Source organism: Mycobacterium sp. GA-1285, from assembly GCF_001499905.1.
Taxonomy (GTDB): Bacteria; Actinomycetota; Actinomycetes; order Mycobacteriales; family Mycobacteriaceae; genus Mycobacterium.
Genome location: NZ_LQIS01000001.1, coordinates 171,197 through 196,654, shown reverse-complemented (window position 1 = coordinate 196,654; position 25,458 = coordinate 171,197). Strand labels below are relative to the sequence as shown.

The 25,458-nt window shown below is 67.8% G+C and carries 24 protein-coding genes and 1 pseudogene; 14 read left to right on the top strand and 11 right to left on the bottom strand.

Annotated features, from left to right (window positions below; all coding sequences use genetic code 11):
* Window positions 1-28: 28 nt before the first annotated feature.
* The 4 genes from AU193_RS00925 to AU193_RS23000 all read right to left on the bottom strand — a co-directional run bounded on the left by AU193_RS00925 (window position 29) and on the right by AU193_RS23000 (window position 4,467).
* A complete protein-coding gene (locus AU193_RS00925; protein WP_064420453.1) occupies window positions 29-1,753 on the bottom strand; it encodes a cytochrome bc complex cytochrome b subunit in 1,725 nt (574 codons plus the stop codon).
* Window positions 1,750-2,964, bottom strand: a complete 1,215-nt coding sequence (locus AU193_RS00920) for a ubiquinol-cytochrome c reductase iron-sulfur subunit (RefSeq protein WP_064420452.1) — start codon at window positions 2,962-2,964, stop codon at window positions 1,750-1,752. Before AU193_RS00920 ends, AU193_RS00925 begins: the two co-directional genes overlap by 4 nt.
* Entirely contained in the window at window positions 2,961-3,782 is an 822-nt protein-coding gene (locus tag AU193_RS00915; RefSeq protein WP_172798178.1) for a c-type cytochrome, read from the bottom strand. Before AU193_RS00915 ends, AU193_RS00920 begins: the two co-directional genes overlap by 4 nt.
* A 73-nt stretch (window positions 3,783-3,855) precedes the next feature.
* Window positions 3,856-4,467, bottom strand: a complete 612-nt coding sequence (locus AU193_RS23000) for a heme-copper oxidase subunit III (protein WP_064420451.1) — start codon at window positions 4,465-4,467, stop codon at window positions 3,856-3,858.
* 10 nt (window positions 4,468-4,477) lie between these two features.
* Between AU193_RS23000 and trpD the strand changes: the two genes are divergently transcribed.
* Window positions 4,478-5,602 carry an anthranilate phosphoribosyltransferase gene (trpD, locus tag AU193_RS22605; RefSeq protein ID WP_371259113.1) on the top strand — a complete coding sequence of 375 codons (1,125 nt, stop codon included), beginning with the start codon at window positions 4,478-4,480 and terminating at the stop codon, window positions 5,600-5,602.
* On the opposite strand, the pseudogene AU193_RS00895 reads toward trpD, so the two are convergent.
* Window positions 5,540-7,327: pseudogene (locus tag AU193_RS00895) on the bottom strand (DEDD exonuclease domain-containing protein); the annotation flags it as partial. The gene trpD and the pseudogene AU193_RS00895 sit on opposite strands and share 63 nt — an antisense overlap.
* Before the next feature lie 111 nt (window positions 7,328-7,438).
* On the opposite strand from AU193_RS00895, the gene AU193_RS00890 reads away from it, so the two are divergent.
* From AU193_RS00890 to AU193_RS00875, 4 genes are all read left to right on the top strand, one after another.
* Entirely contained in the window at window positions 7,439-7,642 is a 204-nt protein-coding gene (locus AU193_RS00890) for a hypothetical protein (protein WP_064420447.1), read from the top strand.
* 153 nt (window positions 7,643-7,795) lie between these two features.
* Window positions 7,796-8,914, top strand: coding sequence for a peptidoglycan hydrolase RipC (ripC, locus tag AU193_RS00885; protein WP_064420446.1), 1,119 nt, complete (start codon window positions 7,796-7,798; stop codon window positions 8,912-8,914).
* Window positions 8,883-9,734, top strand: coding sequence for a hypothetical protein (locus AU193_RS00880; RefSeq protein WP_064420445.1), 852 nt, complete (start codon window positions 8,883-8,885; stop codon window positions 9,732-9,734). Before ripC ends, AU193_RS00880 begins: the two co-directional genes overlap by 32 nt.
* Before the next feature lies 1 nt (window position 9,735).
* Window positions 9,736-10,872 (top strand): glycosyltransferase family 4 protein, encoded by a 1,137-nt coding sequence (locus AU193_RS00875; protein ID WP_064420444.1) that lies wholly within the window; start codon window positions 9,736-9,738, stop codon window positions 10,870-10,872.
* On the opposite strand, the gene AU193_RS00870 is transcribed toward AU193_RS00875, so the two are convergent.
* Window positions 10,860-12,659, bottom strand: coding sequence for a long-chain fatty acid--CoA ligase (locus AU193_RS00870; protein ID WP_064420443.1), 1,800 nt, complete (start codon window positions 12,657-12,659; stop codon window positions 10,860-10,862). The genes AU193_RS00875 and AU193_RS00870 overlap by 13 nt on opposite strands.
* 92 nt (window positions 12,660-12,751) lie before the next feature.
* Between AU193_RS00870 and AU193_RS00865 the strand changes: the two genes are divergently transcribed.
* The 5 genes from AU193_RS00865 to AU193_RS00845 all read left to right on the top strand — a co-directional run bounded on the left by AU193_RS00865 (window position 12,752) and on the right by AU193_RS00845 (window position 16,069).
* Window positions 12,752-13,141, top strand: coding sequence for an SRPBCC family protein (locus AU193_RS00865; RefSeq protein ID WP_064420442.1), 390 nt, complete (start codon window positions 12,752-12,754; stop codon window positions 13,139-13,141).
* 40 nt (window positions 13,142-13,181) lie between these two features.
* Complete coding sequence (locus AU193_RS00860; RefSeq protein WP_064420441.1) at window positions 13,182-13,619, top strand: SRPBCC family protein; 438 nt, start codon at window positions 13,182-13,184, stop codon at window positions 13,617-13,619.
* Between the two features lies 1 nt (window position 13,620).
* Window positions 13,621-14,880: an ArsA family ATPase gene (locus AU193_RS00855; RefSeq protein ID WP_064420440.1), complete on the top strand. Its 1,260-nt coding sequence runs from the start codon at window positions 13,621-13,623 to the stop codon at window positions 14,878-14,880.
* Window positions 14,877-15,260 carry a hypothetical protein gene (locus AU193_RS00850; protein ID WP_064420636.1) on the top strand — a complete coding sequence of 128 codons (384 nt, stop codon included), beginning with the start codon at window positions 14,877-14,879 and terminating at the stop codon, window positions 15,258-15,260. Before AU193_RS00855 ends, AU193_RS00850 begins: the two co-directional genes overlap by 4 nt.
* Before the next feature lie 83 nt (window positions 15,261-15,343).
* Window positions 15,344-16,069 carry a 1-acyl-sn-glycerol-3-phosphate acyltransferase gene (locus AU193_RS00845; protein ID WP_064420439.1) on the top strand — a complete coding sequence of 242 codons (726 nt, stop codon included), beginning with the start codon at window positions 15,344-15,346 and terminating at the stop codon, window positions 16,067-16,069.
* A 10-nt stretch (window positions 16,070-16,079) separates the two neighbouring features.
* Here the strand turns inward: AU193_RS00845 and AU193_RS00840 are convergent, their stop codons facing one another.
* Window positions 16,080-17,363: a glycosyltransferase 87 family protein gene (locus AU193_RS00840; protein WP_064420438.1), complete on the bottom strand. Its 1,284-nt coding sequence runs from the start codon at window positions 17,361-17,363 to the stop codon at window positions 16,080-16,082.
* A gap of 111 nt (window positions 17,364-17,474) precedes the next feature.
* Here AU193_RS00840 and AU193_RS00835 point away from each other — a divergent pair, with 111 nt between their 5' ends.
* The 3 genes from AU193_RS00835 to AU193_RS00825 are packed head-to-tail and all read left to right on the top strand — an operon-like array spanning window position 17,475 to window position 20,290.
* Complete coding sequence (locus AU193_RS00835; protein ID WP_064420437.1) at window positions 17,475-18,374, top strand: hypothetical protein; 900 nt, start codon at window positions 17,475-17,477, stop codon at window positions 18,372-18,374.
* The gene (locus AU193_RS00830) at window positions 18,374-18,871 is read left to right on the top strand and encodes a polyadenylate-specific 3'-exoribonuclease AS (RefSeq protein WP_064420436.1); all 498 of its coding nucleotides are present in this window, start codon (window positions 18,374-18,376) and stop codon (window positions 18,869-18,871) included. Before AU193_RS00835 ends, AU193_RS00830 begins: the two co-directional genes overlap by 1 nt.
* A 33-nt stretch (window positions 18,872-18,904) precedes the next feature.
* Window positions 18,905-20,290, top strand: coding sequence for a class II 3-deoxy-7-phosphoheptulonate synthase (locus tag AU193_RS00825; protein WP_064420435.1), 1,386 nt, complete (start codon window positions 18,905-18,907; stop codon window positions 20,288-20,290).
* Between the two features lie 114 nt (window positions 20,291-20,404).
* On the opposite strand, the gene AU193_RS00820 is transcribed toward AU193_RS00825, so the two are convergent.
* Window positions 20,405-21,598 (bottom strand): protein kinase, encoded by a 1,194-nt coding sequence (locus tag AU193_RS00820; RefSeq protein WP_064420635.1) that lies wholly within the window; start codon window positions 21,596-21,598, stop codon window positions 20,405-20,407.
* Between the two features lie 67 nt (window positions 21,599-21,665).
* On the opposite strand from AU193_RS00820, the gene AU193_RS00815 reads away from it, so the two are divergent.
* Window positions 21,666-22,070, top strand: coding sequence for an Rv2175c family DNA-binding protein (locus AU193_RS00815; RefSeq protein ID WP_064420434.1), 405 nt, complete (start codon window positions 21,666-21,668; stop codon window positions 22,068-22,070).
* Here the strand turns inward: AU193_RS00815 and AU193_RS00810 are convergent.
* The 3 genes from AU193_RS00810 to AU193_RS00800 form a co-directional block, all read right to left on the bottom strand.
* On the bottom strand, window positions 21,991-23,601 hold the full coding sequence (locus tag AU193_RS00810; RefSeq protein ID WP_064420634.1) for an alpha-(1->6)-mannopyranosyltransferase A: 1,611 nt from the start codon (window positions 23,599-23,601) through the stop codon (window positions 21,991-21,993). The two genes, AU193_RS00815 and AU193_RS00810, sit on opposite strands and share 80 nt — an antisense overlap.
* 2 nt (window positions 23,602-23,603) lie before the next feature.
* Complete coding sequence (gene idsA2, locus AU193_RS00805) at window positions 23,604-24,692, bottom strand: bifunctional (2E,6E)-farnesyl/geranyl diphosphate synthase (protein WP_064420433.1); 1,089 nt, start codon at window positions 24,690-24,692, stop codon at window positions 23,604-23,606.
* Window positions 24,693-24,799: 107 nt separating this feature from the next.
* Window positions 24,800-25,435: a DUF3153 domain-containing protein gene (locus AU193_RS00800; RefSeq protein ID WP_064420633.1), complete on the bottom strand. Its 636-nt coding sequence runs from the start codon at window positions 25,433-25,435 to the stop codon at window positions 24,800-24,802.
* Window positions 25,436-25,458 lie beyond the last annotated feature (23 nt).

The following is a 25,458-nucleotide window of genomic DNA, read 5'->3' as shown; positions in this document are numbered from 1 at the left end:
GGCGCTTTTCGTTCTTGCCCGCCCCCGCTCAGTGGTGGCCTCGATGGTGGCCGTTGCCCGAGTCTCCGTCTCGCGAGCCGTGACCGTTCGACGAACCGTTGCGTTCCTGGTGCTCGGCCAGCGCGGTGAGCGCTCTGCGCTCACCGGCGTGCAGAGCCGCGGTGAGCGCCTCGTGCTCTTCGATCGGATCGGCCGTGAGGAAGCTTCCGGTACCTGGCGCTCCCGCGGAGCCCAGCTTGTTCATCCGCTTCGGGATGGCAGCGCCCTGGTACTCCAGCGGAATCGGATGACCGTGCTCGTCCACGGGACCGAGCGGCTGGTGCAACTCGATGTAGGCACCGTGCGGTAGCCGCTTGATGATGCCGGTCTCGATGCCGTGTTCGAGCACCTCCCGGTCGCTGCGCTGGAGGCCGACGGCCCACCGGTAGGCGATGTAGTAGACGATCGCCGGCAGCACCACCATGCCGATGCGGCCGATCCACGTCGTCGCATTCAGCGAGATGTGGAACTTCAGCGCGATGATGTCGTTCATCGCGCACAGCGTGAACAGCATGTACAGCGCAATCGCCGCCGCGCCCAACGCGGTTCGCACCGGAGCGTCACGCGGACGCTGCAGCAGGTTGTGGTGGGCGGTGTCGCCGGTGAGTCGCTTCTCGATGTACGGATAGGCGATCAACAGCGTGAACACCAGGCCCATGAACAGGGCCACCCAGGTGGACGCCGGGACGGTGTAGTTGCCGAAGTAGAGCTCCCACGGCGGGAAGATACGCGCCACACCCTCGGTCCACATCATGTAGAAGTCCGGCTGGCTGCCGGCCGACACCTGAGAAGGTTTGTATGGCCCGAGATTCCAGACCGGGTTGATGGTCAGAAGACCGCCCATCAGGCCGAGGATCCCGACGGTCATCGCGAAGAAGGCGCCGGACTTCACGGCGAACACCGGCATGACGCGCACGCCGACGACGTTGGTCTCGGTGCGGCCAGGGCCGGGGAACTGGGTGTGCTTCTGGAACCACACCAGGGCCAGGTGAAGCCCGATGAGCGCCAACATGATCCCGGGGAGCAGCAGGATGTGCAGTGCGTACATCCGAGGAATCCAGAACCCGTCGGTCGCACACTCGTAACCGACGCCGCCGCAGGGGAAGTCGCCGCCGAACAGGGCCCAGTGCAACCAGGTGCCGATCACCGGCATGCCGAGCGAGATCGACGACAGCGCGGCCCGCAGTCCGATGCCGGACAGCAGGTCGTCGGGCAGCGAGTAGCCGAAGTAGCCCTCGAACATCGCCAGGATCAGCAGCAGCGCGCCGATGACCCAGTTCGCCTCACGCGGCCGCCGGAAGGCGCCGGTGAAGAAGATGCGGGCCAGGTGCACCATGATCGCCGCCGCGAAAAGCAATGCGGCCCAGTGGTGTATCTGCCGGACGAACAGCCCGCCGCGGATCTCGAAGCTGATGTCGAGCGTCGACTCGTAGGCCTTCGACATCTGCACACCGCGCAGCGGCTGATACACGCCGTCGTAGGTTACCTCCGCCATCGACGGGTCGAAGAACAGGGTCAGGTACACGCCGGTGATCAGCAGGACGATGAAGCTGTACAACGCGATCTCACCCAGCAGGAACGACCAGTGGGTCGGGAACACCTTGTTCAGCTGGCGCCGCACCGCAGCCGAGGGGTGGTAGCGGGAATCGACGGCATCGCCTTGTGCCGCAGCGACTTCGGCGAGCTTCGGCGGTTTCGGCAGTGATGGACTCATACTGTTTTCCGTTCCCAGAAGGCCGGCCCGACGGGCTCGATGAAGTCGCCGTTGGCGACCAGATACCCGTCCTGGTCGATGGTGATGGGCAGCTGCGCCAACGCGCGCGCAGCCGGGCCGAATATGGGTTTAGCGAAGTGCAACGCATCGAACTGCGACTGGTGGCACGGGCAGAGGATGCGATACGACTGCTGCTCGTAAAGGGAAGCGGGACAACCCAGGTGCGAGCAGACCTTGGTGTAGGCGAACAGTTCGCCGAAGTTGAAGCTCTCCTGGCCCTTGCGCTTGACCACCCGGGGCAGGTCCTGTGGCTTGATCCTGATCAACATGACGGGGTTGCGTACCCCCATCGCGATCTCGGCGAGATGGTGGTGCGACTCGACAGTGGTGCCGTCGCCGTCGGACTCGCGCCACGGGAACACCGTCTCCATGCCGCCGGCGTCGATGTCCTCGGGTCGCACCTTGACGAACGTGCCGCTGCCGGTGGAGCGGGCGAGGAAGATCGTCTCGCCCGGGTACCGAGGCGTCCAGCCCGATGTCCACAACACGGCCTTCTTGCCGTCGGCGGTCTGCACCACCGGCTTCCACGGGTTCTTGATCAGACCGCCCATGAACGCCACGAGCGTGCCGAGACCGAACGCGCCGAGGCCGATGCCGAGCGACAGGCCGACGAGCTTGCGCCGCTTGATCGTCGAGCCCTCCAACGCGTCTGTCAGGTTCGCCACGACCGTCTTGCGGTGAATCTCGGGGGAGGCGCCGTCGTGACGCTCCTGGATCGAGATCTCTTCAGGAATGAACTTCTTCTGGTACAGCACCGCACCGATGCCGATTGCCAGGATCGACAGCCCGAACGTCAACCCGTACAGCGGCGTGGTCAGGGCGAACAGGAACTCGCCTTCGGAGCCGTGGGGCACGTACTCCCACGGCCAGAACAGGAACACCAGCAGCAGGGCCAGGCCCGAAAAACCGCCCAGCAGAAGCCAGTACGAGACCACACGGCCGGCGCGCTTCTCGGCCTTGGTGTCTGATACCGGCCAGCGGTCCTCCTTGTAGACAATCTCGACACCGTCGAGTTTGCCGCCGAGCTCGACCAGCTCCTCGCGTGACATCGCGGCCAGCTCGGCGTCGGTGGGCTGACCGGGTACGCCGGCCTGACCGGGTGCGTCGGTGCCCTTCGGGGTGTTGTCGGTGCCGTTGCCCGGCTGACTCATGCTCGCGCTCCGATCCACAGGGCCGCGGCGATGACGGCCACCATGCCGATGATCCAGGCCGCCATGCCCTCGGGCGCCGGGCCGAACCCGCCGAGGCCGTAGCCGCCGTAGCTGGGGGCCTCCGACGACTCGCGGACGTAGGCGACGATGTCGCGCTTCTCGTCCGGCGACAACTGCCGGTCGGAGAACTTCGGCATGTTCTGCGGGCCGGTGAGCATCGCGGTGTAGATCTGCGCGGGCGTGGCGTCGCCGAGGTCGGGTGCGTACTTGCCCGACGACAGGGCGCCGCCCTTGCCGGTGAAGTTGTGACAGGACGCGCAGTTCAGGCGGAACAGGTCGCCGCCGCGGGCGACGTTGTCGCCCACCAGCGACTCCTGCGCGACGCGTCCGTTGTCGTCGCGCGGGACGACCGGGCCGCCACCGTTGGCCTGCACGTAGGCGCCGAGCGCGTCGGTCTGCGCCTCATCGAACAGCGGGGGCTTGTTCGGGGCCTGGGCCTCACCGCGCATCGCGGGCATGCGGCCGGTCGAGACTTGGAAGTAGACGGCCGCTTCACCGACCCCGATGAGGCTGGGACCGCGGTCCGGCACACCCTGGAGGTTCACGCCGTGGCAGGTCACGCAAGAGGTGTCGAACAGCTGCTTACCCGTGCGCAACAGCGCCGACTGCGATTCGTCGGCGACCGCAACCTGCGGCGCGGGCGTGAGGGTGGCGGCCAGACCACCTGCGACGCCCAGTCCGAGCAGCAGCAGCACAGCACCTGACAGGCGCCGGCGTAGCCGACGGCGCGACTTGTCGGTCATCGAACTCCTTCTCATCGGATCGATCGGCACGACGAGCCGATCATCGGACAGATCGGCGAGTCGGTCATCGGACACATCGGCGAGCCGATCATCTTACGAAGTAGATGACGGCGAACAGGGCGATCCAGACGATGTCGACGAAGTGCCAGTAATACGACACCACGATCGCGGCGGTGGCCTGCGCCGGAGTGAACTTACTCATCCGGGTTCTGGCCAGCAGGATGAGGAAGGCGACAAGGCCGCCGATCACGTGCAATCCGTGGAAACCCGTGGCCATGTAGAAAACCGAGCCGTAGGCGCTGCTGGCGATGGTCGTGCCGTGCTTCACCAGCTCGATGTACTCGTAACCCTGGCCCAGCACGAAGAACAGACCCATCAGGAACGTGATGACGTACCAGCGGCGCAGCCCGAATACGTCGCCTCGTTCGGCGGCGAACACACCCATCTGGCAGGTGAACGACGAGGCGATCAGCACCAGCGTGACCGGCACGGCCTGCACGAGGTTCAGCTCCGTCGGCGGCGGCGGCCATTCGCCAGCCGCCTGCGAACGCGCGGTGAAGTACATCGCGAACAGGCCAGCAAAGAACATCAGCTCGCTGGACAGCCAGACGATGGTGCCGACACTGACCATGTTCGGCCGGTTCAGCGAATGCACTCGCGACGTGATTGCGGTTCCCGAGGTCCCTACAGCGCTCGTCACAAGAGCAAGTATGACGCTTTGTAGTTGTCGATCTCCACCCGGGTCGGCGTTTCGTCATAATCGCGTGGTGGCTTCTCCCGAAAACCCCGATTCCTTCACGTGGCCCCGGATTCTCGGCCGCCTCACCACCGGTCAGTCGCTGCAGACCGGACAAGCGGCATGGGCGATGGACCAGATCATGACCGGCGCGGCCACACCTGCCCAGATCGCCGGCTTCGGGGTGTCCATGCGGATGAAGCGCCCGACGTCGGCCGAGGTTACCGAGCTCGCCGACGTCATGCTCGAACACGCGCGCCGCGTGCCGACCGACGTGATCGGAACCGCGACCGTCGACGTCGTGGGTACCGGTGGGGACGGCGCCAACACACAGAACCTGTCCACGATGGCGGCCATCGTCGTCGCCGCTGCCGGGGTGCCGGTGATCAAGCACGGGAACCGCGCCGCGTCGTCGCTGTCCGGCGGCGCCGACACGCTCGAGGCGCTCGGGGTGCGCATCGACCTGGGTCCCGGCGAAGTCGCGCGCAGTGTGGCCGAGGTCGGGATCGGGTTCGCGTTCGCACCTCAGTTCCATCCCTCGTACCGCCACGCCGGTGTGGTGCGTCGCGAGATCGGGGTGCCGACGGTGTTCAATCTGCTCGGCCCGCTGACCAATCCGGCCTCGCCGCGCGCGGGGCTGGTGGGCTGCGCCTGGGGTGACCTGGCCGAGGTGATGGCCGGTGTGTTCGCGGCCCGAGGGTCCAGCGTGCTGGTGGTACACGGTGACGACGGCCTCGACGAGCTCACCACCACCACGACCAGCACGATCTGGCGGGTACAAGCGGGCACGGTCGAGCGGCTGAAGTTCGACCCCGCCGCGTTCGGCTTCAAGCGCGCCGAGATCTCCGAACTGGTCGGCGGCGACGCCGAGGCCAACGCGGCCTCGGTGCGCGCGGTGCTCGGTGGCGAGCAGGGGGCGGTGCGGGACGCCGTGATCCTCAACGCCGCGGGCGCGTTGGTGGCGCACGCGGGACTAGCCAGCGACGCCAAATGGTTGCCCGCCTGGGAGAGCGGGCTGGCCAAGGCGGTCGAGGCCATCGACTCCGGGGCGGCCGAACAGCTCCTGGCGCGTTGGGTGCGGTTCACGCAAAAAGCCTGAGCGCGTTGTCCTGTCGAGCTGTTCCGCGGCGAGCCGCGCCGAGCGCGCCGACGCCGCCCATGCCGCCCACCGGCCCGCCGCATGCACCGGCGAGCAGTAGCCGTCGTCGGCGCGCACGATGCGCACTCCGGGTTGATGCAGCCACCGCGCGATCAGTGCCGTCTCCTCGACCAGCGCGCCGCCCAAAGGTGCCGCCGACGACAGAACAGCTTGTGCGCCAGTGCAAATCGCGTCGATGACCGGCATCGGGGGCACACCGCGCTGCGCGTTCCCCGCGGCCGCCAGTTGGCCGTTGCGAATCACCGCGAGATGCCACCCCCCGCTGCCGTCGGGTCGTGCCGCGACCAATTCGGTGATGGCGGCCAGCGCCCGCAGGCGCTGACCTCGCCACAATCCGTCGATCGCGGTGGCGGCGTGATCGCGTAGGCGCGCCGCAGTCTCGTAGCGGCCGCGGTCAGCGAGGTCGGCGACCTGGGCCAGCACCGCGGCCAGTGCCCGCCCGTCGCACCCGGCCAGCACGTCGGCGGCTCGGGCGACCGTCTCGGCGTACTCGGCGGCGCCCACGTCGCGCGGCGCCGGGCACGGTGACAGCTCGCGTTCGGGGCAGGATGGGCCGTGCACCGCGCCGCGCCCCAGCTTCTTGGTGCACGTTCGGACGCCGGTGAACCGGGCCAGCAGGGCGGCGGTGTCGACGGCGTCGGCGCGTGCGCGGAACGGACCGATCACCGCGTCGTGCTTGGAGGTCCGCACGATCGAGAAGCGGGGAAACGCCTCGTCCGTCAATGCGATCCACCACCATCGGTGCGGGAACTTCGATCGACGGTTGTACGGCGGGGCGTGCGCAGCCAGCAGGCGTAGCTCGCGCACCCCTGCCTCGAGATCGTGCGAACATTCGACGTGGTCGACCGCGGTGGCCAGGGAGGCCATCTCCTTGATGCGGGTGCGCGAGTCGGAGCCATTGAAGTATTGCCCGACGCGCCGCCGCAGATCGACGGCCGTGCCGACGTAGAGAACTTCGGCGCCCGGGCCGCGGAACAGGTAGACGCCGGGCCGGTGGGGCAGACCCGCAGCGAGGTGGCGGTTGCGCCGCTGCTCGGGGGTGACATCGGGTAGGTACGAACGCAATTCGGTGTAGGTGTGCACGCCCTGGTTGCCCACGCGCTCGATCAGACCGTGCAGGACGTCGACGGTGGCGCGGGCGTCGTCGAGTGCGCGGTGCGTCGGGGTGGTGCTCGCGCCGAACAGGCGGGCCAGCGCGGAGAGACGCACGCTGGGCGCCTCGTCGCGGGTGAGGACGCGACGGGCGAGTTTGACCGTGCACAGCACCGGCGGCCGCGGCCAGGCGATCTCACAGCGTTCGGCCGCGGCCCGCAGGAACCCGATGTCGAACCCGGCGTTGTGGGCGACCAGCACCGCGCCGCGGGAGAACTCGAGGAATGCCGGGAGCACCGACTCGATCCTCGGCGCGTTGCACACCATCGCGGTGGTGATCCCGGTGAGCGCCACGATCTGCGGCGGGATGCTGCGGCCCGGGTCCACCAGCGTCGCCAGTTCGCCGAGCACGATGCCGCCGCGCACCTTGACCGCTCCGATCTCGGTGATCTCGTCGGGGTGGTGACCACGGGCCCGCCCGCCAGTGGTTTCCAGGTCGACGACCACGAACGTGGTGTCGTGCAGCGACACGTCAGCCTGCCGATCGACGTCGGCGAAGCTGAGCTGGCTCACGGATCGACGGTAGAAAACCCCACCGACACCTTCGGGTTGCCACGCGGGCCTTGCGATTTTGTCGGTGCCTCCCGATAGCGTGCGGACCGCACCGACCGAGAGGAGCCATTCGTGGGCACGGTGAAGATCGACTGCGACGACTGCGCGGTCCGCGGACCGGGATGTCAGGACTGCGTCGTCAGCGTTCTGCTGGGCGTACCCGACACCTTGTTGGACGACGAGCGTCGAGCCTTGGAGGTGCTCGCCGATGTGGGCCTGGCGCCGCGGCTGCGCCTGGTACCCATCCGCCGGGAAGGTGATTCAGGTGTCGCCTGACGACACGCGGCGTGGCGGGCGACGAATCGAAATATGAGCTGCCTGTTAAATTTGCAACTTCTGTTGGACAACCCCGATGCCGTTTCGTAACCTGTCTGAGACCTAAGGGCTATTCGACACGGCTTCGTTCCGGACGTTGAAGGACGCAAAATCTTGAGGCTCGACCGCAGGCGCTTGACCATTCGCGGGTTTTTTCGGCTCCTGGTAGCCGCGATCGCCGGTATCACCGTCTTCGCGGGGCTCTCCGCGGTCGGTGTGCAAGCCGACCCGGCAGACGATGCGTTGGCGAAGCTCAACGAACTCTCGCGACAGGCCGAGCAGACCACCGAAGCGATGCACTCGGCCCAGCTCGATCTCGACGACAAGCTGGCCATCCAGCGGGACGCGGAGGCCAAGCACGCCGCCGATGCGGCGGCGGCCAACACGGCCCGAGAACAGTTGGCAAACTTCCAGACCGCCGTCGACAAGGTTGCCGCAGCTCAATACATGGGCGGCAGAACCGATGGACTGGACGCGATCCTGACCGCCGGCTCACCGCAGGGCCTCATCGATCAGTTGTCGGTGCAGCGCGTGATGGCCGCCGAGATGTCGGCGCAGATGAAGAGCCACCGCGAAATCGGGAGGCAGGCGGCGCTGGCCGAAGAGGCATCCGCCAAGTCGGCCGCCGCGGCGAAGACGGCCGCCGAACAGGCCGCCGCCGTCCGGGCGGATCTGCAGTCCAAGCAGAGCAGGCTGCAGGTGCAGATCGCCGTCGTGAAGTCGCAGTACGAGGCGCTGACACCCAATCAGCGCGAGGCACTCGCCGCCATGCCGCCCATGCCTCCGCTGCCCGCGCCTGCGCCGGTGCCCGGTGGTGATCCCGCGGTCATGGCCGCGCCACCCGCGCCTGGCGCCATCCCACCCGGGGATTTGGCGCCGCCGGGGAGCGGACACTCCGGGACCGTGATCCAGGCCGCGTTGAGCCGTATCGGCTCGCCGTACTCGTGGGGCGGTTCGGGCCCGAACGCGTTCGACTGTTCAGGACTGGTGATGTGGGCGTTCCAACAGGCCGGCATCTCGCTGCCACACTCCAGCCAGGCGCTGGCCCGGGGCGGTCAGCCGGTGTCGCGGGACCAGATGCAACCGGGTGACGTCGTCAACTACTACTCCGACGCGTCGCATACGGCGATCTACATCGGTGACGGAATGATGGTGCACGCCTCGACCTACGGCACGCCGGTGCGAGTCGCCCCGGTGGACAATGCGCCGATCTACAACGTCCGCCGCTACTGACCGCCGGGGTGTCGCGCACGCGAGAAGCAGGTCTAGGCTCGCGGCGCTACTCATCGCCGAACTGATCTGCGCGCTGCTGATCGTCGGCCGATCCGAGGTTCCGTCCGTGCCGATGATGGCCACGCCGGCCACGCCGGCGTCGCTGATCACGCCGACCGCGGTATCACGCGTTCACGCGCTCGCCGATGGCCGTGCGGTCCGGTTGATCAATCTCGGCGGGCCGCGGACCGAAGGGTTGCTGTCACGGATCCGGGCCGAGATGGACGGCGCCGCGGCGGCGGTTACCGGGTTCTGGGGCCCGCACTGGCCGCGCGAGGTCGTGATCGCCGTTGCGGGCACCGACGCGCAGTTCGCCGCCATCGGCGGCGGTGACGCCCACACCGCGGCCACCACCACCCCCGAGCGGATCACGTTCGCTCCCGGTGCCGTCGACCGAAGCGACGCGGCATTGCGAGTCGTGTTGCGCCACGAGCTGTTTCACTACGCGGCCCGCGCCCGAACCGCGTCGGATGCGCCCCGCTGGCTCACCGAGGGTGTGGCCGACTTCGTCGCCCGACCCGCGGCGCCGATGCCGGACGCCTCGCTTCTCACGCTGCCCGGTGACGCCGAACTGTCCGGGCCCGCCCGGTCGCTGGCCTACGACCGGGCCTGGTGGTTCAGCCGGTTCATCGCCGACCGGTTCGGCACCGGCAAGCTGCTCGAGCTGTACCACCGGGCATGCGGACCCGGCCACCCCGACGTCGCGACGGCGGTGCAAGACAGCCTCGGAATGGACCTCGATACGGCGCTCGCCCAGTGGCGGCAGTGGGCGAGTCGCTGAGGTGACACGGGTTCTGTTGGTCACCAACGACTTTCCGCCGCGGCGAGGTGGAATCCAGTCCTATCTGCAGGAGTTGGTCGACCACCTCCAAACCGAAGGGCGCCACACGCTCACGGTGTACGCGCCGAAGTGGAAGGGTTCCGACGAGTTCGACCGGAAGGCGCCATATCGGGTCGTGCGGCACCCGACCACGCTCATGCTTCCCGAGCCGTCGGTGAGCCGCCGGATGCGGCGCCTCATCGAGCAGACCACCGCGGAGACGGTGTGGTTCGGTGCGGCGGCTCCGCTCGCGCTGATGGCGTCGCTGGCCCGCGGGGCAGGCGCGCGCCGGGTGATCGCCAGCACCCACGGCCACGAGGTCGGCTGGTCGATGTTGCCCTTGGCGCGAAACGCCTTGCGGCGCATCGGATCCGGTACCGATGCGGTCACCTACGTCAGCCAGTACACCCGGCGCCGGTTCGCGTCGGCATTCGGGCCGCGCGCCGCGCTCGAACACCTGCCGCCGGGCGTCGACACCGACCGGTTCACCCCCGATGAGGTCGCGCGAGCCGAATTACGGACCCGCTATCGGCTGGGCAACCGTCCCGTCGTCGTGTGTCTGTCTCGCCTGGTTCCACGCAAGGGCCAGGACATGCTGATTCGGGCGATGCCCGCCATCCGGCAACGTGTGCTCGGTGCCGCGTTGGTGATCGTCGGCGGCGGACCCTACCGGTCGACCTTGCACGAGCTGGCGCACAGCTTCGGGGTGGCCGACGACGTCGTGTTCACCGGCGCCGTTCCCAGCGACGAGTTGCCCGCCCACCACGCCATGGCCGACGTATTCGCAATGCCGTGCCGAACCCGCGGCGCCGGACTGGACGTCGAGGGTCTCGGCATCGTCTACCTCGAGGCGTCCGCGACGGGGGTTCCGGTTGTGGCGGGCCGGTCGGGCGGTGCGCCCGAGACCGTGCGTGACGGGGAAACCGGCGTGGTGGTCGACGGCTGGGACGTGGGCGCGATCGCGGCGGCGGTCAGCGACCTGTTGGCCGACCCCGACCGTGCGGTGCGGATGGGCGCGGCAGGCCGGCGCTGGGTGGTGGACAACTGGCAGTGGCACACCCAGGCGAGGCGATTGTCGAATTTGCTCTATTGCGAATAGAGCGCCTCGATGTCGCTGGCGAACTTCTGCGCCACCACCTTTCGCTTGACCTTCATCGTCGGGGTCAACTCGCCGGTGTCCTCGGTGAAATCCACTGGGAGGATGCGGAACTTGCGGATTCCCTCGGCCTTGGACACGGCCTCGTTGGCCTCCTTGACCGCCAGGTCGATCTCGCTGATGAGGTCCGGATCGGTGGCCAGGTCGCCGACCGACGCGTCGGTGTTCTTGCCGTTGCGTTCCTTCCAGCCCTCGATCGCCTCGGGGTCGATGGTGATCAGCGCGCCGACGAAGGGCTTGGCGTCACCGACCGCCATCGCCTGGCTGATCAGCGGATGCGCGCGCAGCCGATCCTCCAGGATCGCCGGGGCGACGTTCTTGCCGCCCGCGGTGACGATGATCTCCTTCTTGCGGCCGATGATGGTCAGGAAACCGTCGTCGTCGATCGCACCGAGATCACCGGTGTGGAACCAGCCGTCGGAGAAGGCCGCCTTGGTCTCCTCCTTGTTCTTCCAGTACCCGTTGAACACCACGCCGCCCCTGACCAGCAACTCGTCGTCGTCGTTGATGCGCAGGCTGTTGCCGGGCAACGGCGTTCCGACCGAACCCACCTTGACGTTGTCGAGTCGGTTGACGGTGATCGCGGCGCTGGTCTCGGTCAGGCCGTAGCCCTCGTAGATCGTCAGTCCCACCCCTCGGTAGAAGTGGCCAAGCCGTGCGCCCAGTGGAGCGCCCCCGGAGATGGCGCCGCGACAGTCGCCGCCCAGCGCCACCCGGAGTTTGCCGTAGACCAGGCGGTCGAACACCGCGTGCCTGGCGCGCAGCAGAAGGCCGGCCTTGCCGGTGTCCAGCGACTTGCTCCACTCGATCGCGGTGTCGGCGGCCATCTCGAAGATTCGGCCCTTACCGTCGTTGCGGGCGTTCTGCTGGGCGGTGTTGTAGACCTTCTCGAACACCCGCGGCACCGACACCACCAGGGTCGGTTTGAACACCGCGAACGTCGCGACCAGGTTCTTGATGTCGCTGGTGAAGCCCAACGTGACCTTGTTGGCGAGCGCCGCGAGCGTGATCGCCCTGGCCAGCACGTGCGCGAGGGGCAAGAACACCAACATGCGCTCGCCCTCGGTCAACAGTGTCGGGAAGCAGTCCTTGGCGCCGCGGATCTCGTACACCAGGTTGGAGTGGGTCAGCTGGCAGCCCTTCGGCTGACCCGTGGTGCCCGAGGTGTAGATCAGCGTCGCCGGATCGGCGGCCTTGAGCCCAGCCAACCGGTCGTCGAGTTGTTCGGCGTCGACCGACTTTCCCGCCTCGGCGAGTTCGTCGAGCGCCGACGTGCCGGCGCCCTCGATGCGCAGCACTTCCCGCAGCCCGGGCAGGTCCCCTTTGAGGTGCTCGATCTTGTCGGCGTGCGCGTCGGTTTCGGCGATGACCAGGACGGCTTCGGAGTCCGAGAGCACGAACTTCACCTGCTCGGGCGAATTGGTCTCATAGATCGGCACGGTGAGCGCACCGGTGGCCAGGATCGCGAAGTCCAGGATGGGCCATTCGTAGCGGGTGGCCGACAGCAGCGCGACGCGGTCGCCCGGTTGCACGCCCTTGGCGATCAGACCGAGCGCCGCGGCGCGAATCTGGTGGGCCGCCTGACTGAACGTCACATCGGTCCATGATCCGTCGACGAGGCGCTGAAAGATCACATGGTCGGGATCGTCGCGCGCGTGGTCGAACACGGCGCTGACGACATTGTCGTGCTCTTCCACCGTGAAGGACGCGGGCACACTGAACTCACGCACGGTCTTGGCCTCTCGATGCGGCTGCTCTTGCCGTATCCAGCCTAGTCGGCCGGAATCCGGCCAGCCGCGCTCGTGTGTGAAGCTGGTATGCCATGAACAGCATTCAGATCGCTGACGACACGTTCGTCGCGGCGGATCCCGCCGAGGTCGGGCGTTACGTCGCCGACCCTGCGAGCTGGCGTCGTTGGTGGCCCGACCTGCGGCTGACGGTGGTGGAGGATCGTGGCGACAAAGGCCACCGGTGGACCGTCACGGGGGCGCTCATCGGGACGATGGAGGTCTGGTTGGAGGCGGTGCTCGACGGCGTCGTCCTGCATTATTTTCTGCACGCTGAACCGGCGGGGGTGGCCGCGTGGCAGCTGGCGAGGATGAATCTGGCGAAGATGAACCACCGCCGGCGGGTCGCGGGTAAGAACATGGCATTCGAGGTGAAGCAGCGGCTCGAGGCCACGCGTCCGGTGGGTGTGTCACCGCTGGCCTGAGGGTTCGGCCGTCAACGACAGGGGAGGGTAGATTTTCAACGTGGCGGACAAGACTGCGCAGACCATCTACATCGATGCCGATCCCTCGACGGTCATGGACGTCATCGCGGACATCGGGTCCTATCCGGACTGGGTGGCCGAGTACAAGGAGACCGAGGTGCTCGAGGCCGACGCTGACGGCTATCCGAAGACCGCCCGGCTCGTGCTGGATGCCGCCGTCCTCAAGGACACCATGGTCTTGTCCTACGTCTGGCCGCCTGACCGCAAGTCGGTGACGTGGTCGCTGGTGTCGAGCTCGCTGCTGAGGTCGTTGGAAGGCGCATATCGACTGTCGCCCAAGGGATCGGGGACCGACGTCACCTATGAGCTGTCGGTCGATCTGATCATTCCGATGATCGGCTTGTTGAAGCGCAAAGCCGAACGGCGCCTTACGGACACCGCGTTGAAGGACCTCAAGAAACGAGTCGAGGCTGAGTGAGCTGAATGCCCCCGGCCCGTCCGTCGCCAAGATCGGCCTGTTCGTCGGTAAGGGCGGGGTCGGCAAGTCGACGTTGGCGACCGGCACCGCCGTGCGTGACGCACGAGCGGGACTGCGGGTCCTGATCGTCTCGACCGATCAGGCGCACTCCATCGGCGACGTGCTCGGCGTCACCGTGGCGCCGACCGGTTTGCGCCGGCCCACCCGGGTGTTCACCGATGACGCTGACGCCGGTGGCGGATCGTTGGACGCGCTGGCGTTGGACACGCTGGCCCTGCTCGAGGCGCGGTGGCGCGAGATCGCCGGCCTGTTGTTAGACAGGTTCCCGGACTCTGAGTTGGGAAGCGTTGCCCCCGAGGAGCTTTCTGCGCTGCCGGGCGTTCAGGAGGTGCTCGGTCTCTACGAGGTGGGCGAACTTGCTGCCTCAGGGAACTGGGACCGGATCGTGGTCGACTGCGCGTCGACCGCCGACGCACTGCGCATGCTCACCCTGCCCGCGACGTTCGGTCTGTACCTGGAGCGTGCGTGGCCGCGGCACCGTCGGCTGTCCACGGGGTTCGACGACCCGCACACCGCGGCCGTCGTCGGTCTGTTCGAACGCATCAGCGCAGGCACCGAGATGCTCAGCGCAATGCTCACCGACGGGTCCCGGGTCAGCGCGCACCTGGTGATGACGGCCGAGCGGGTGGTGGCCGCGGAGGCCGCCCGCACGCTGGGTTCGTTGGCGCTGATGGGCGTCCAGGTTGCCGAGCTGATCGTCAATCAGATACTGGTACAAGACGATTCGTTCGAATACCGCAACTTGCCCGAACATCCCGCCTTCGACTGGTACAGCGAGCGGATCTCCGAACAGCAGGCCGTCCTCGATCAGCTCGACGCCACCATCGGCGACGTCCAACTCGTGATGGTGCCGCATCTGGCCGGCGAGCCGATCGGCGCGAAAGCGCTCGGGGAGCTGCTGGACAGCGCACGCCGTCGCGACGGGTCACCCCCGCCGGGGCCACTGCGCCCGATCGTCGACCGCGAGTCGGGCTCCGGTCTCGAATCGGTGTACCGGTTACGGCTAGAGTTGCCGCAGGTCGACTCCTCAGCGCTGACGCTGGGCCGGGTCGACGACGATCTGATAATCGGCGCGGGCGGACTGCGGCGCCGGGTCCGATTGGCGTCCGTGTTGCGACGATGCATCGTCGTAGACGCGCAACTGCGAGGGTGTGAGTTGACAGTGCGGTTCCGACCGAATCCGGAGGTGTGGCCGAAGTGACTACGCCACACGGCGATCTGGGACCGGAGTTACGGGCTCTCGCGCAGGCCATTCTCGACCGGCTCGACCCCGCGGTGCGACTGGTCGCGGCCCGGGCGGCCGCCGGTGGTGCGGGCAAGTGCCAGCAGGTCTGGTGCCCGGTGTGCGCGCTCGCGGCCCTGGCGGCGGGCGAACAACATCCGTTGCTCACCGTCATCGCCGAGCACAGCGTCGCCCTGCTCGCCGTGGTCCGCGCGATTCTGGACCAGGCCGGCGGCGGGGCGGGACCGGATGGGCCGCCTGACGGTCCGCCTGCGCCACCTCCAGAACCGGGGCCGAACGGCTCAGAGCCGCCCGCACCGGGGCGCTATGAGCACATTCCGGTAACCGTCGAGGAATAGTCGTGCGCGCTGTGGTCGCATCCACAGTGCGTGGGTAAAGTTGTCGCAGAACACCGGCCGGTGTTCGATCACCGGGAGGGCCCATGTGGTATTGGCTGTTCAAGTACATCTTCATGGGGCCCCTGCTGTCGTTGCTGGGTCGGCCGAAAGTCGAAGGGGTGGAGCATCTTCCGTCCTCGGGCGCGGCGATTCTGGCCAGCAATCACCTTGCTGTCGCAGACAGTTTCTATCTACCGCTGGTGGTGAGCCGCAGAATCACATTCCTGGCCAAGGCTGAGTACTTCACCGGCACCGGACTGAAGGGCTGGTTCACCCGGTGGTTCTACACCGTCGCCGGTCAGGTGCCGATCGACCGCACAGACGCCGACAGTGCGCAGAGCGCGCTGAACACGGCGGCGCGGATCCTCGGTGAGGGCAAGTTGCTCGGGATGTACCCCGAGGGCACCCGCTCACCGGACGGCCGGCTCTACAAGGGCAAGACCGGCCTTGCCCGACTGGCGTTGGAGACCGGTGTGCCGGTCATTCCGGTCGCGATGATCGGAACCGACGTCGTCAACCCGCCCGGCAGCAAGATGTGGCGTTTCGGCCGGGTCCAGGTGAAGTTCGGCGCGCCGATGGACTTCAGCCGGTTCGAGGGGCTGGCGGGCAACCGTTTCATCGAGCGCGCAGTCATCGACGAGGTGATGTACGAGTTGATGCGGTTGTCCGGTCAGGAGTACGTCGACCTCTACGCCGCCGACATCAAGGAGGGCAGGGCCGACGACACGACAAAGCCGTCGGCCCGCATGCCGCAGGTAGCCGCCGGCTGAGCCCGGCCGCCTAGTTGACCGCCGGTACCGGCGCCGCGTCGACCACCGGCCTGCTGCGCATGGCGGGCGCCGCTGTGCCCGCAACGGTGCCGGCGACCACGATCACCGCGATCGCCCACCACACATAGGAGCCGCCGACCAGCTGTCGCCACAGCGACGCGGCGGTCTCCTGATGCTCGGGCATCAGCGTGATCGGTGTCCACACCATCAACGCAAAGCCCGCGACGGCCACGACGCCCAGCGCCGCGTGCCGTTTCCGATACGCCACCAGCGCTGTGACCAGCAGTGTCGGCAGCGACCACACCCAGTGGTGCGACCACGACACCGGCGACACCACCAACCCGAACATCGCCACGCAGATCAGCGCCAGCACCGGTTCGTCGGCGTGGAGCACGCGTCGCACCGCCCACACGGTGATCGCCAGCACGGCGAAACAGGCCGCGGTCCACAACACGAACCGTGGCCCCTCGCTCAACCCCAGCCGAGCCAGGGCACCGGCGATGTTCTGGTTGGTGTTCAGCGTCGCCGTGCCGATGCGATCGGTATTGCGCACCGTTTCGGTCCAGTACTCGAGGGAGTCGCGCCAGGCGAACGCCACCCCGACCAGCGTGGCGGCGACGGCGGACACCGCGGTGACTACCACCGCGCGGACGTCGCGGCGCAGCACGAAATACAGCAGGAAGACCGCCGGGGTGAGCTTCAGCGCGATTGCCAGCCCCAAGAGCATGCCGCGTGGCCAGGGCGTCCGGCGTGGCACACAATCGGCAATCACCAGCGTCATCAACACGACGTTGATCTGGCCGAAGTCGAAGTTGGACCGGATCGGTTCCAGGTACACCACCGCCGGCGCGACGATGGCCGCGGCCAGCCACGCCTGCCGCAGCCACGCGGGTTCGGCCGTCACCGACGTCTGAGACCAGACATCGCACCGGTGCAGCACGATCGTCACCGCGACGATGAGCAGCACCAGCGTCATCACCGTGATCGCGACGGCGGCCGCTTCCAACGACATCAGCGCGAACGGAGCGAACGCCACGGCGGCCAGCGGAGGGTACGTGAAGGGCAGGTCGAGGCCGCCCCTGGTGGGGAACATCGCCCCGTCGGCGTAGAGCGGCCGACCGTCCAGCCAGGCCTGGCCGCCCATCCGGTAGACGTCCACGTCGATGCGGTAGGGCATCCGGCCGAGCACACGCCAGCCGGCCCAGGCCAACGCCGCCAGCGTCAGCAGTTGAAACAGCCGCCAGGCGAGCGTTGGCCCCCAACCCCGCCCGCCGGGCGACCGCCATGTACTCATGTCGCTGACCAGACTATCGGGGCACCCCCGCGCGTCGGCCGGTATCCGGCCCACGACACGCGCTGGTCATTCTGTTCCTCGCGGCCGCAGTGGGCGGCGTAAGTTTTCTGCGTGCTCGCGGACCTACACCTCGTATTCGGCGTCCCGCACGCGCGGCTGCCCCTCGTGTACTGCCTGATCGCGTTCATCCTGACGTTCTTCGTCACCCGCACGATCGTGCGGTACATCCGCAGGCATGCCGACAGCGATGCGCCGCGCAAATGGTGGCAGCCGCGCAACATCTCTGTCGCGGGGGGAGGGGGGTCTGGGCTGCACATCCACCACGTGGTGGTCGGTGTGGTCCTGGTCATGATCTCCGGCGTGACGATGGTGACGTTGGGTGTCGACGGGGGAGTACCCGAGTTCACGGTGGCGGCAATCTTTTTCGGCGTCGGTGCGGCGCTGGTGCTGGACGAGTTCGCGCTGATCCTGCATCTCCAGGACGTGTACTGGGCCGAGGACGGGAGGACCTCGGTCGATGCGGTCTTCGCGGCCGTTGCCGTCGCCGGCCTGCTGATTCTGGGCTTCAACCCGCTGTCGTTCTTCGACATCGACATCTGGCGCAACGATCACTCGTTGGTCGCACGGGCCGGTGTGGTCGTGGCCGCGGTGCTGACGCTGATGCTGGCCGTCATCGTGCTGCTCAAGGGCAAGGTGTGGACCGGTCTCGTGGGGATGTTCGTGACGCCGCTGCTGTTCGTTGGGGCGATCCGGTTGTCGAGGCCGCACGCGCCGTGGGCCCGTTGGCGATACACGAATCGCCCGCGCAAGATGCACCGGGCGCTGGAGCGGGAGCGCTGGCTGCGGCGACCGGTGGTCCAGGCCAAGCTGTGGCTGCAGGACGCTGTCGCGGGTATGCCCAAGTTTCCCGACGACGCCAAGGTCGACGAGCAGCTCGACCGCGAGATCCACGCCGCCCCCGCCCCGAAGGATCGGTCGGTCGTGGCCGCCACGGAGAAGGAACCCGCGTAGTGCGTTACTTCTACGACACGGAATTCATCGACAACGGGCGCACCATCGAGCTGATCTCGATCGGCGTTGCCGCCGAGGATGGTCGCGAATATTACGCGGTGTCAACCGAATTCAACCCCGAGCGGGCAGGCAGCTGGGTCCGCAAGCATGTGCTGCCGAAGCTTCCGCCGCCGGCGTCGCAGCTGTGGCGCTCGCGCCGGCAGATCCGCGCCGAACTGGAAGACTTCTTCGGAATCGACGGTGACGAGCCGATCGAGCTGTGGGCCTGGGTGGGGGCCTACGACCACGTCGTGTTGTGTCAGCTGTGGGGTCCGATGACGGACCTTCCGCCGGCGATACCGCGCTTCACCCGCGAGTTGCGGCAGTTCTGGGAGGAGCGCGGTTCACCGCGGATGCCCCCGCGTCCGCGGGACGCCCACGACGCGCTGGTCGACGCTCGCCACAATTTGCGCCGGTTCCAGCTGATGACCACGGGCGAAGCGCCGGGCCAGCGGTGAAAAGCACATGTCGCGGGCCGTTACCATGAACGGGTGAACTGGACCGTCGACGTACCCATCGATCAGCTGCCCCCGTTGCCGCCGCTGCCCGATGAGCTGCGGCATCGGCTCGACGCCGCGCTCGCCAAGCCCGCGGTGCAGCAGCCCACCTGGGATGCCGAGGCGGCGAAGACCATGCGCACGGTGCTCGAGAGCGTCCCGCCGGTGACGGTGCCCGCCGAGGTGGAGCGGCTCAAGAGTCTGCTGGCCGACGTGGCCCGCGGCGACGCCTTTCTGCTGCAGGGTGGCGACTGCGCGGAGACCTTCGTCAACAACACCGAACCCCACATCCGGGCCAACCTTCGCGCGTTGCTGCAGATGGCGGTGGTGTTGACCTACGGCGCGAGCGTGCCGGTGGTCAAGGTGGCCCGCATCGCGGGCCAGTACGCCAAACCGCGCTCGGCCGACATCGACGCGCTGGGTCTGCGGTCCTACCGCGGCGACATGATCAACGGTTTCGCGCCCGACCCCGGGGTGCGCGAACACGACCCGTCGCGGCTGGTGCGCGCGTACGCCAACGCGAGTGCTGCGATGAACCTGGTTCGGGCGTTGACGGGATCGGGCCTGGCGTCGCTGCATCTGGTGCACGACTGGAACCGCGAGTTCGTCCGCACCTCGCCTGCGGGGGCCCGCTACGAGGCGCTGGCCGGTGAGATCGACCGCGCGCTGACCTTCATGAGCGCGTGTGGTGTCGACAACCGCAACCTGGAGACGGCCGAGATCTACGCCAGCCACGAGGCGTTGGTGCTCGACTACGAGCGCGCGATGCTGCGGCTGTCACAGACGGATCAAGGCTCGAAGCTCTACGACCTGTCCGCCCACTATGTGTGGATCGGCGAGCGCACCCGGCAGCTCGACGGCGCGCACATCGCGTTCGCGGAGGTGATCGCGAACCCGATCGGGGTCAAGCTCGGCCCCACGATGACACCGGAGCTGGCCGTCGAGTACGTCGAACGGCTCGACCCGAACAACGAGCCGGGGCGGCTGACACTGGTCACCCGCATGGGTAACAACAAGGTGCGCGACCTGTTGCCGCCGATCATCGAGAAGGTGCAGGCAACCGGCCATCAGGTGATCTGGCAGTGCGACCCGATGCACGGCAACACCCACGAGTCGTCGACCGGCTACAAGACCCGCCACTTCGACCGGATCGTCGACGAGGTGCAGGGCTACTTCGAGGTGCACAGGGCGCTGGGCACCCATCCCGGCGGTATTCACGTCGAGATCACCGGCGAGAACGTCACCGAATGCCTCGGTGGCGCGCAGGACATCTCCGACACAGACCTCGCCGGGCGCTACGAAACGGCGTGCGACCCGCGACTCAACACCCAGCAGAGCCTGGAGCTCGCGTTCCTGGTCGCCGAGATGCTGCGCGACTAGTCGGACGACGATCAAGCGGCGAGGAACGAGCCGCGTTGAGGAGTCCGACAGTAGAACTAATCGGACGACGATCAAGCGGCGAGGAACGAGCCGCGTTGAGGAGTCCGACAGTAACTAGATCAGATTCGGTAAATTGCCGCCGAGCGTCCACGCGGCCGCGGCGATGAGCGCCGTCAACGTGATCACGGCGATGACCCAGAACAGCATTGCGCGCCTGGCGCGCTGCCGCGCCCAGTGGAACTCCTCGAGCTCGATTCCGGCGAACCGTCCCGACATCGGCTGGTATTCGGGTTCGGGGGCTTGCCAGTCGTCGCGCGCCAGCGTCCGGGTCGCCTGGCGTGGCGCGGGTGGGGCCGCAGCAGGGGGCGCCGGAGGAGGGCCGAGGGGAGCCGACGCCTGTTGTGCGGAGTTGCGCGGCGCGGGCACCCGGAACGGCGGCAAGCCGAGTTCGTCGATGATCGCGTCCAGATCGTCGCGCATCTCGCCGGCGTCGGTGTAGCGCCGAGCCGGGTCGCGGGCGGTGGCGCGCAACACCAGATCGTCGAATTGCCTTGGGACACCGGCGATCACAAAGCTCGGCGCCGGTACGTCGTTGTCCAACCGCTGGTACGCCACCGCGAGCGCCGAGTCGCCGGCGAATGGGGTCCGACCGGTCAGCAGTTCGTAGGTCAGGATGCCCGTCGCGTAGACGTCGCTGCGGGGGTCTGCGTCGCCGGTGCTGACCTGTTCGGGAGACAGATACGCGGCGGTGCCCAGGATGACGCTGGTCGAGGTGATCTTCGCTTCGGCGACGGCCCGCACCAGCCCGAAGTCGGCGATCTTGACGTCGCCGTCGTCGGAGATCAGCACGTTCTCGGGTTTGACGTCGCGGTGCACCAGGCCGGCGCGGTGCGCCACGGCCAGCCCGCCGAGGACCGGGCCGAGCACCGCCGCGGCGGCGTGCGGGGGCATCGGCCCGCGCTCGCGCAGAAGTTCCCGAAGCGTCCCGCCCTCCACGAGCTCCATCACCAGGAACGGGGGAGGACCGCCTGCCCGCCCGCCGCCCTGGTCGTACACCGCGACAAGACCGGGATCGGTCAACCGCGCCACCGCCCGGGCCTCGCGCTGGAACCGGGTGAGAAACTGTGCGTCACCCGCATACCGGGTGTCCATCACCTTCAGCGCGACCGGCCGATCCAGGCGCAGGTCCAACCCTCGGTATACGGCCGACATGCCGCCGGTGGCGATCATGACGTCGACGCGGTACCGACCGTCGAGCACGGTCCCTAGTAGCGGGTCGGTCCGCGGATAGGCCTCCACCGCAGACATGTTACGGAGCGCAGCAGCGGCGGTTTCCCGGCTCCGGTCGACGGTCATCGCATCTAGACTCGGTGCGGTGAGCAGCATTCCGGCCGCCGAGGATGTCCTCGATCCCGCTGAGGACGTCTATGACCTAACCACCGTCGCCGAGATGCTCGGTGTCGCGGTGACGAAAGTGCACCAACAGTTACGGGACGGCCATCTGATCGGCGTGCGGCGCAACGGAGTCGTGGTGGTTCCGAAGGTGTTCTTCGACGACACCGGCCACGTCGTCAAGAGCCTGCCCGGGCTACTCGTCGTGCTGCGCGACGGGGGCTACCACGACACCGAGATCGTGCGCTGGTTGTTCACCCCCGACGCATCGCTGACGATCCGACGCGACGGCACGACCGGCGAACTGGCTAATGCCCGGCCGGTTGATGCTCTTCACTCGCATCAGGCCCGTGAGGTGGTGCGCCGGGCGCAGGCTTTGGCTTGTTGACCGCTCGCGGTCGTGGCTTATCGACCACTCGCGGTCGCGACTCCGGCGCGTTCTTCAGCGAGTACCACGCCACCACGGCGCACGCCAGCGACAACAACACGTGCGGCCACGAGTACATGCCATGTGCCCCATCGGGTTTCCAGATCACGGTGATCCACGTCGACAGGCCCGCGATGATCGCCATCGACCGCCGGCTCTGGGCCAGCGCGGCCACCACCGCCAGGGGCCAGGTGTAGTACCAGGGCAGCGCCGCGGGCACGAGGAGGACGACGATCACCATCACCACCGCGATACCGGTCAGCGCCTCGCGGTCGGTGTGCCGAAACCGCCACCACACGAACGGAAGTGAGACCGCGATGAGCGCGATGCCGATGATCCTGGCGACGTCGAGCACCGCATAGAAGTTCACCGGCAGGAAGAGGCCGCCGACGGCATTGATGAGATTGGCCGCCGCAGTGGGCAGAGTCAGCCAGTTGATGATCTTCACCGAGCCCGCCAAGGCGGTGAGCCAACCCAGTCCGACACCGGCGGCGAACGACAGCACCGCGAAGACGGCGGTGAAGATCAGCGCCGACGCCGCCGTCGCAGCCACCAACGCCTTGACCGGTGAGAAGTGGCGCCTGCTTCGCAGGGCTCTGGCCCACACCCAGACCATGAACGGAAGCGCCAGTCCCGCGGTCGCTTTCACGGCGACCGCCGCGGCGATCAGGCTCACGCCCCACACGTGGCGGCCGGCGAACGCCAGCGCGATGCCGGCCATCATCAGGCCGACCATCAGCATCTCGTTGTGCACGCCGCCCATCAGATGGATGATCACCAGCGGGTTGAGCACGCAGATCCACAGCGCGATCGCACCGTCGGCACCGATGTGCCTGGCGACCCGCGGCGCAGCCCAGATCAGCAACGCCAAGCCGGGAAGCATGCACAACCGCAACAACATCGTGCCCGCGACGACGTCGTTGCCGACCAGCATCGTCACGAACTTGGCGATCAGGATGAAACCGGGCCCGTACGGCGCGGTGGTGGTGGTCCAGATGGGACTGACGTTGTCCAGCAACGAGTTCGGGTTGTCGACGGGCCCGACGACGTACGGGTCGAGGCCGTCGCGCAGCAGTGCCCCCTGGGCGAGGTAGGAGTAGGTGTCCCGGCTGAACAGCGGGACGCTGAGGAGCAGCGGCGCCAGCCAGAAGCCCGTCGTGGCCACCATCGTGTATTCGGTCTCGGTGCGGTTGATCACCCGGCGCCCCAGCCACAGCCAGGCCGCCAGCATCAGTGCCACGCCGCCCCACAGCAGGACCGAAGACAGCACCAGCCCGTGCCCGAACCGCAGCCACGACAGGTGGACCGACTCCAGAAGCGGGTCGTGCAGCCGGGTGCTGCCCGCGCCCAGCCCTCCCGCGGTGATCAGGACAGCGCCGACGAAGCCGAGCCGGGCGGGCTGGGCCTGTGGTGAGGTCGCGAACGACGTCAACCGCGAAATATGCTGAGCCAAACCGACTTTCGACGGCAGCTTCGATGGTGAGGGCGTCATCGTCATGCAGTTCGATTCGCGGCCAATCGGGCGAGTTCGGACAACCCCGCCTTGGCATGGGCATCGATGGCGGCCGAATCGAGGGTGTCGAGCGCGCGGCGGGTGAGCTCTTCGATGCGGTTCTCCACCGCGGCCAGCGCGCCGACAGACTCGATCACTCCGCACAGCTCGTTGACCTGGACCTCGGTGAGTGTGGACCCGATGGAGGTGCGCAATAGCTTCGCCGCCATGGGATCGGCCTTCTCCGCCAGTTCGACCGCCTCGGCCAACAGCACGGTGCGCTTGCCGGCCCGAAGATCGTCGCCGGACGGCTTCCCCGTGACAGCGGGATCGCCGAACACCCCGAGCACGTCGTCGCGCAGCTGGAACGCGACGCCGAGGTCGGTGCCGAAGTCGTGGAAGGCGGCCTGGACGTCGGGCCGGTCGGCTGCAGCGGCGGCGCCGAGTTGCAGCGGCCGGGTGATCGTGTACGACGCTGTCTTGTAGATGTTGACCGTCAGCGCCGAAGCCACCGAGTCGGCTCCGCTGGCCTCGGCAACGATATCGAGGTACTGCCCGCCGAGCACCTCGGTGCGAATCGCGCTCCACACCCGGCGGACCCGCAGGGCGGCGTCGGCGGACAGGTCGGCCGTAGCGACGATGTCGTCGGCCCAAACCAGCGCCAGGTCGCCGAGCAGGATCGCCGCCGACATGCCGAACTGCTCGGCCGATCCGTGCCAGCCACGGGTGCGGTGCCGCTCGGTGAACAGCCGGTGCACGGTCGGCAGCCCGCGACGCGTCGCGGAGGCGTCGATGACGTCGTCGTGCACCAGCGCGCAGGCATGCAGCAGTTCGAGCGCCGAACACAACCGCAGCATTTCGGGCTCGAGCGGGTTCTCGGGCCGGTCGGCGACCGCCCGCCAGCCCCAGTAGGCGAAAGCGGGCCGTAGCCGCTTGCCGCCGCGAAGCACGAATTCCTCCAGCGCAGCGGTCATTTCGGCGTAGTCGTCGCCCATGTAGGCGCATTCACCGCGACGCTCCTGCAGATAGCCCCGCAGCTGATCGGTGACGGCGCCGGCCAGCTCGACGGCTGACGGTGCCGTGGCATGCACGCTCAGCGGGCGCCCCTTTCTCTGTGCGACCACCCTGCCCCGAACGCCTTCAGCGTAGAGCCTGCATGAGTGGTCCGAGCAAGTGAGGACCGGCGGCGATCCGACTGCTAATCGCGGGCTTCGCCCACTTTCGGCGATTGGTCGCGGCTCATGTAGGCCAAGGCCCCGATGATGGCCGCCACCACGAAGGAGCCGAGGCCGAGCCAGATCGCGGCGCCGGTGAAGGACCGCGCGCTGGGGTCGGTGTAGCGGGCTTGGGCGTTCATCGTGCTGACCACGCCGGGCCGCAACTTCCATTCGACGATCTCGGTCGACACCTGATCCCCGTTGGTCGAGGTGACTTCGCCGGGAAACGACACGGTCAGCGAGACGTCGGCCTCCGAGTCGCTGAGCGAGGTGAGGTCGGCGCGACCCTCGAGGATGACGAGGTCGCCCGCGCGGCGCAACGAGAGGTCGACACCGGCGGCGTCGCGATTCATGTTGGCGAGCTGAGGGACTTCGGCGAAGGTGAGGTCGGAGAACACCGCCTGGGACCCGACATAGTCGTCGCGGCTGTACTCCGAGACCGCCACCTTGTTGGCGAACGGCAGGTTGTTCAGCAGCTGCGGGCCTTTGTCGTCGGCGTTTCGCGGCTTTGCCGCCGCGACGATCTGACCGGACACCCGGTCGTCGGGGGAGACCGTGATCGAGGCCCGCACCCGCACGCAGCCGACGGCGGTCGGAAGCACGACGAGGATCAGCATCACGAGTGCGAACAGGCGGGTTC

Excerpts from the sequence above, each read along its gene's own strand:
- AU193_RS00925 (WP_064420453.1), bottom strand. The coding sequence starts at position 1,753 with ATGAGTCCATCACTGCCGAAACCGCCGAAGCTCGCCGAAGTCGCTGCG.
- AU193_RS00920 (WP_064420452.1), bottom strand. The coding sequence starts at position 2,964 with ATGAGTCAGCCGGGCAACGGCACCGACAACACCCCGAAGGGCACCGAC.
- AU193_RS00915 (WP_172798178.1), bottom strand. The coding sequence starts at position 3,782 with ATGAGAAGGAGTTCGATGACCGACAAGTCGCGCCGTCGGCTACGCCGG.
- trpD (WP_371259113.1), top strand. The coding sequence starts at position 4,478 with ATGACGCTTTGTAGTTGTCGATCTCCACCCGGGTCGGCGTTTCGTCAT.
- AU193_RS00880 (WP_064420445.1), top strand. The coding sequence starts at position 8,883 with ATGCGCCGATCTACAACGTCCGCCGCTACTGACCGCCGGGGTGTCGCG.
- AU193_RS00865 (WP_064420442.1), top strand. The coding sequence starts at position 12,752 with ATGAACAGCATTCAGATCGCTGACGACACGTTCGTCGCGGCGGATCCC.
- AU193_RS00845 (WP_064420439.1), top strand. The coding sequence starts at position 15,344 with ATGTGGTATTGGCTGTTCAAGTACATCTTCATGGGGCCCCTGCTGTCG.
- AU193_RS00840 (WP_064420438.1), bottom strand. The coding sequence starts at position 17,363 with ATGAGTACATGGCGGTCGCCCGGCGGGCGGGGTTGGGGGCCAACGCTC.
- AU193_RS00820 (WP_064420635.1), bottom strand. The coding sequence starts at position 21,598 with ATGTCTGCGGTGGAGGCCTATCCGCGGACCGACCCGCTACTAGGGACC.
- AU193_RS00810 (WP_064420634.1), bottom strand. The coding sequence starts at position 23,601 with ATGACGCCCTCACCATCGAAGCTGCCGTCGAAAGTCGGTTTGGCTCAG.
- AU193_RS00800 (WP_064420633.1), bottom strand. The coding sequence starts at position 25,435 with ATGCTGATCCTCGTCGTGCTTCCGACCGCCGTCGGCTGCGTGCGGGTG.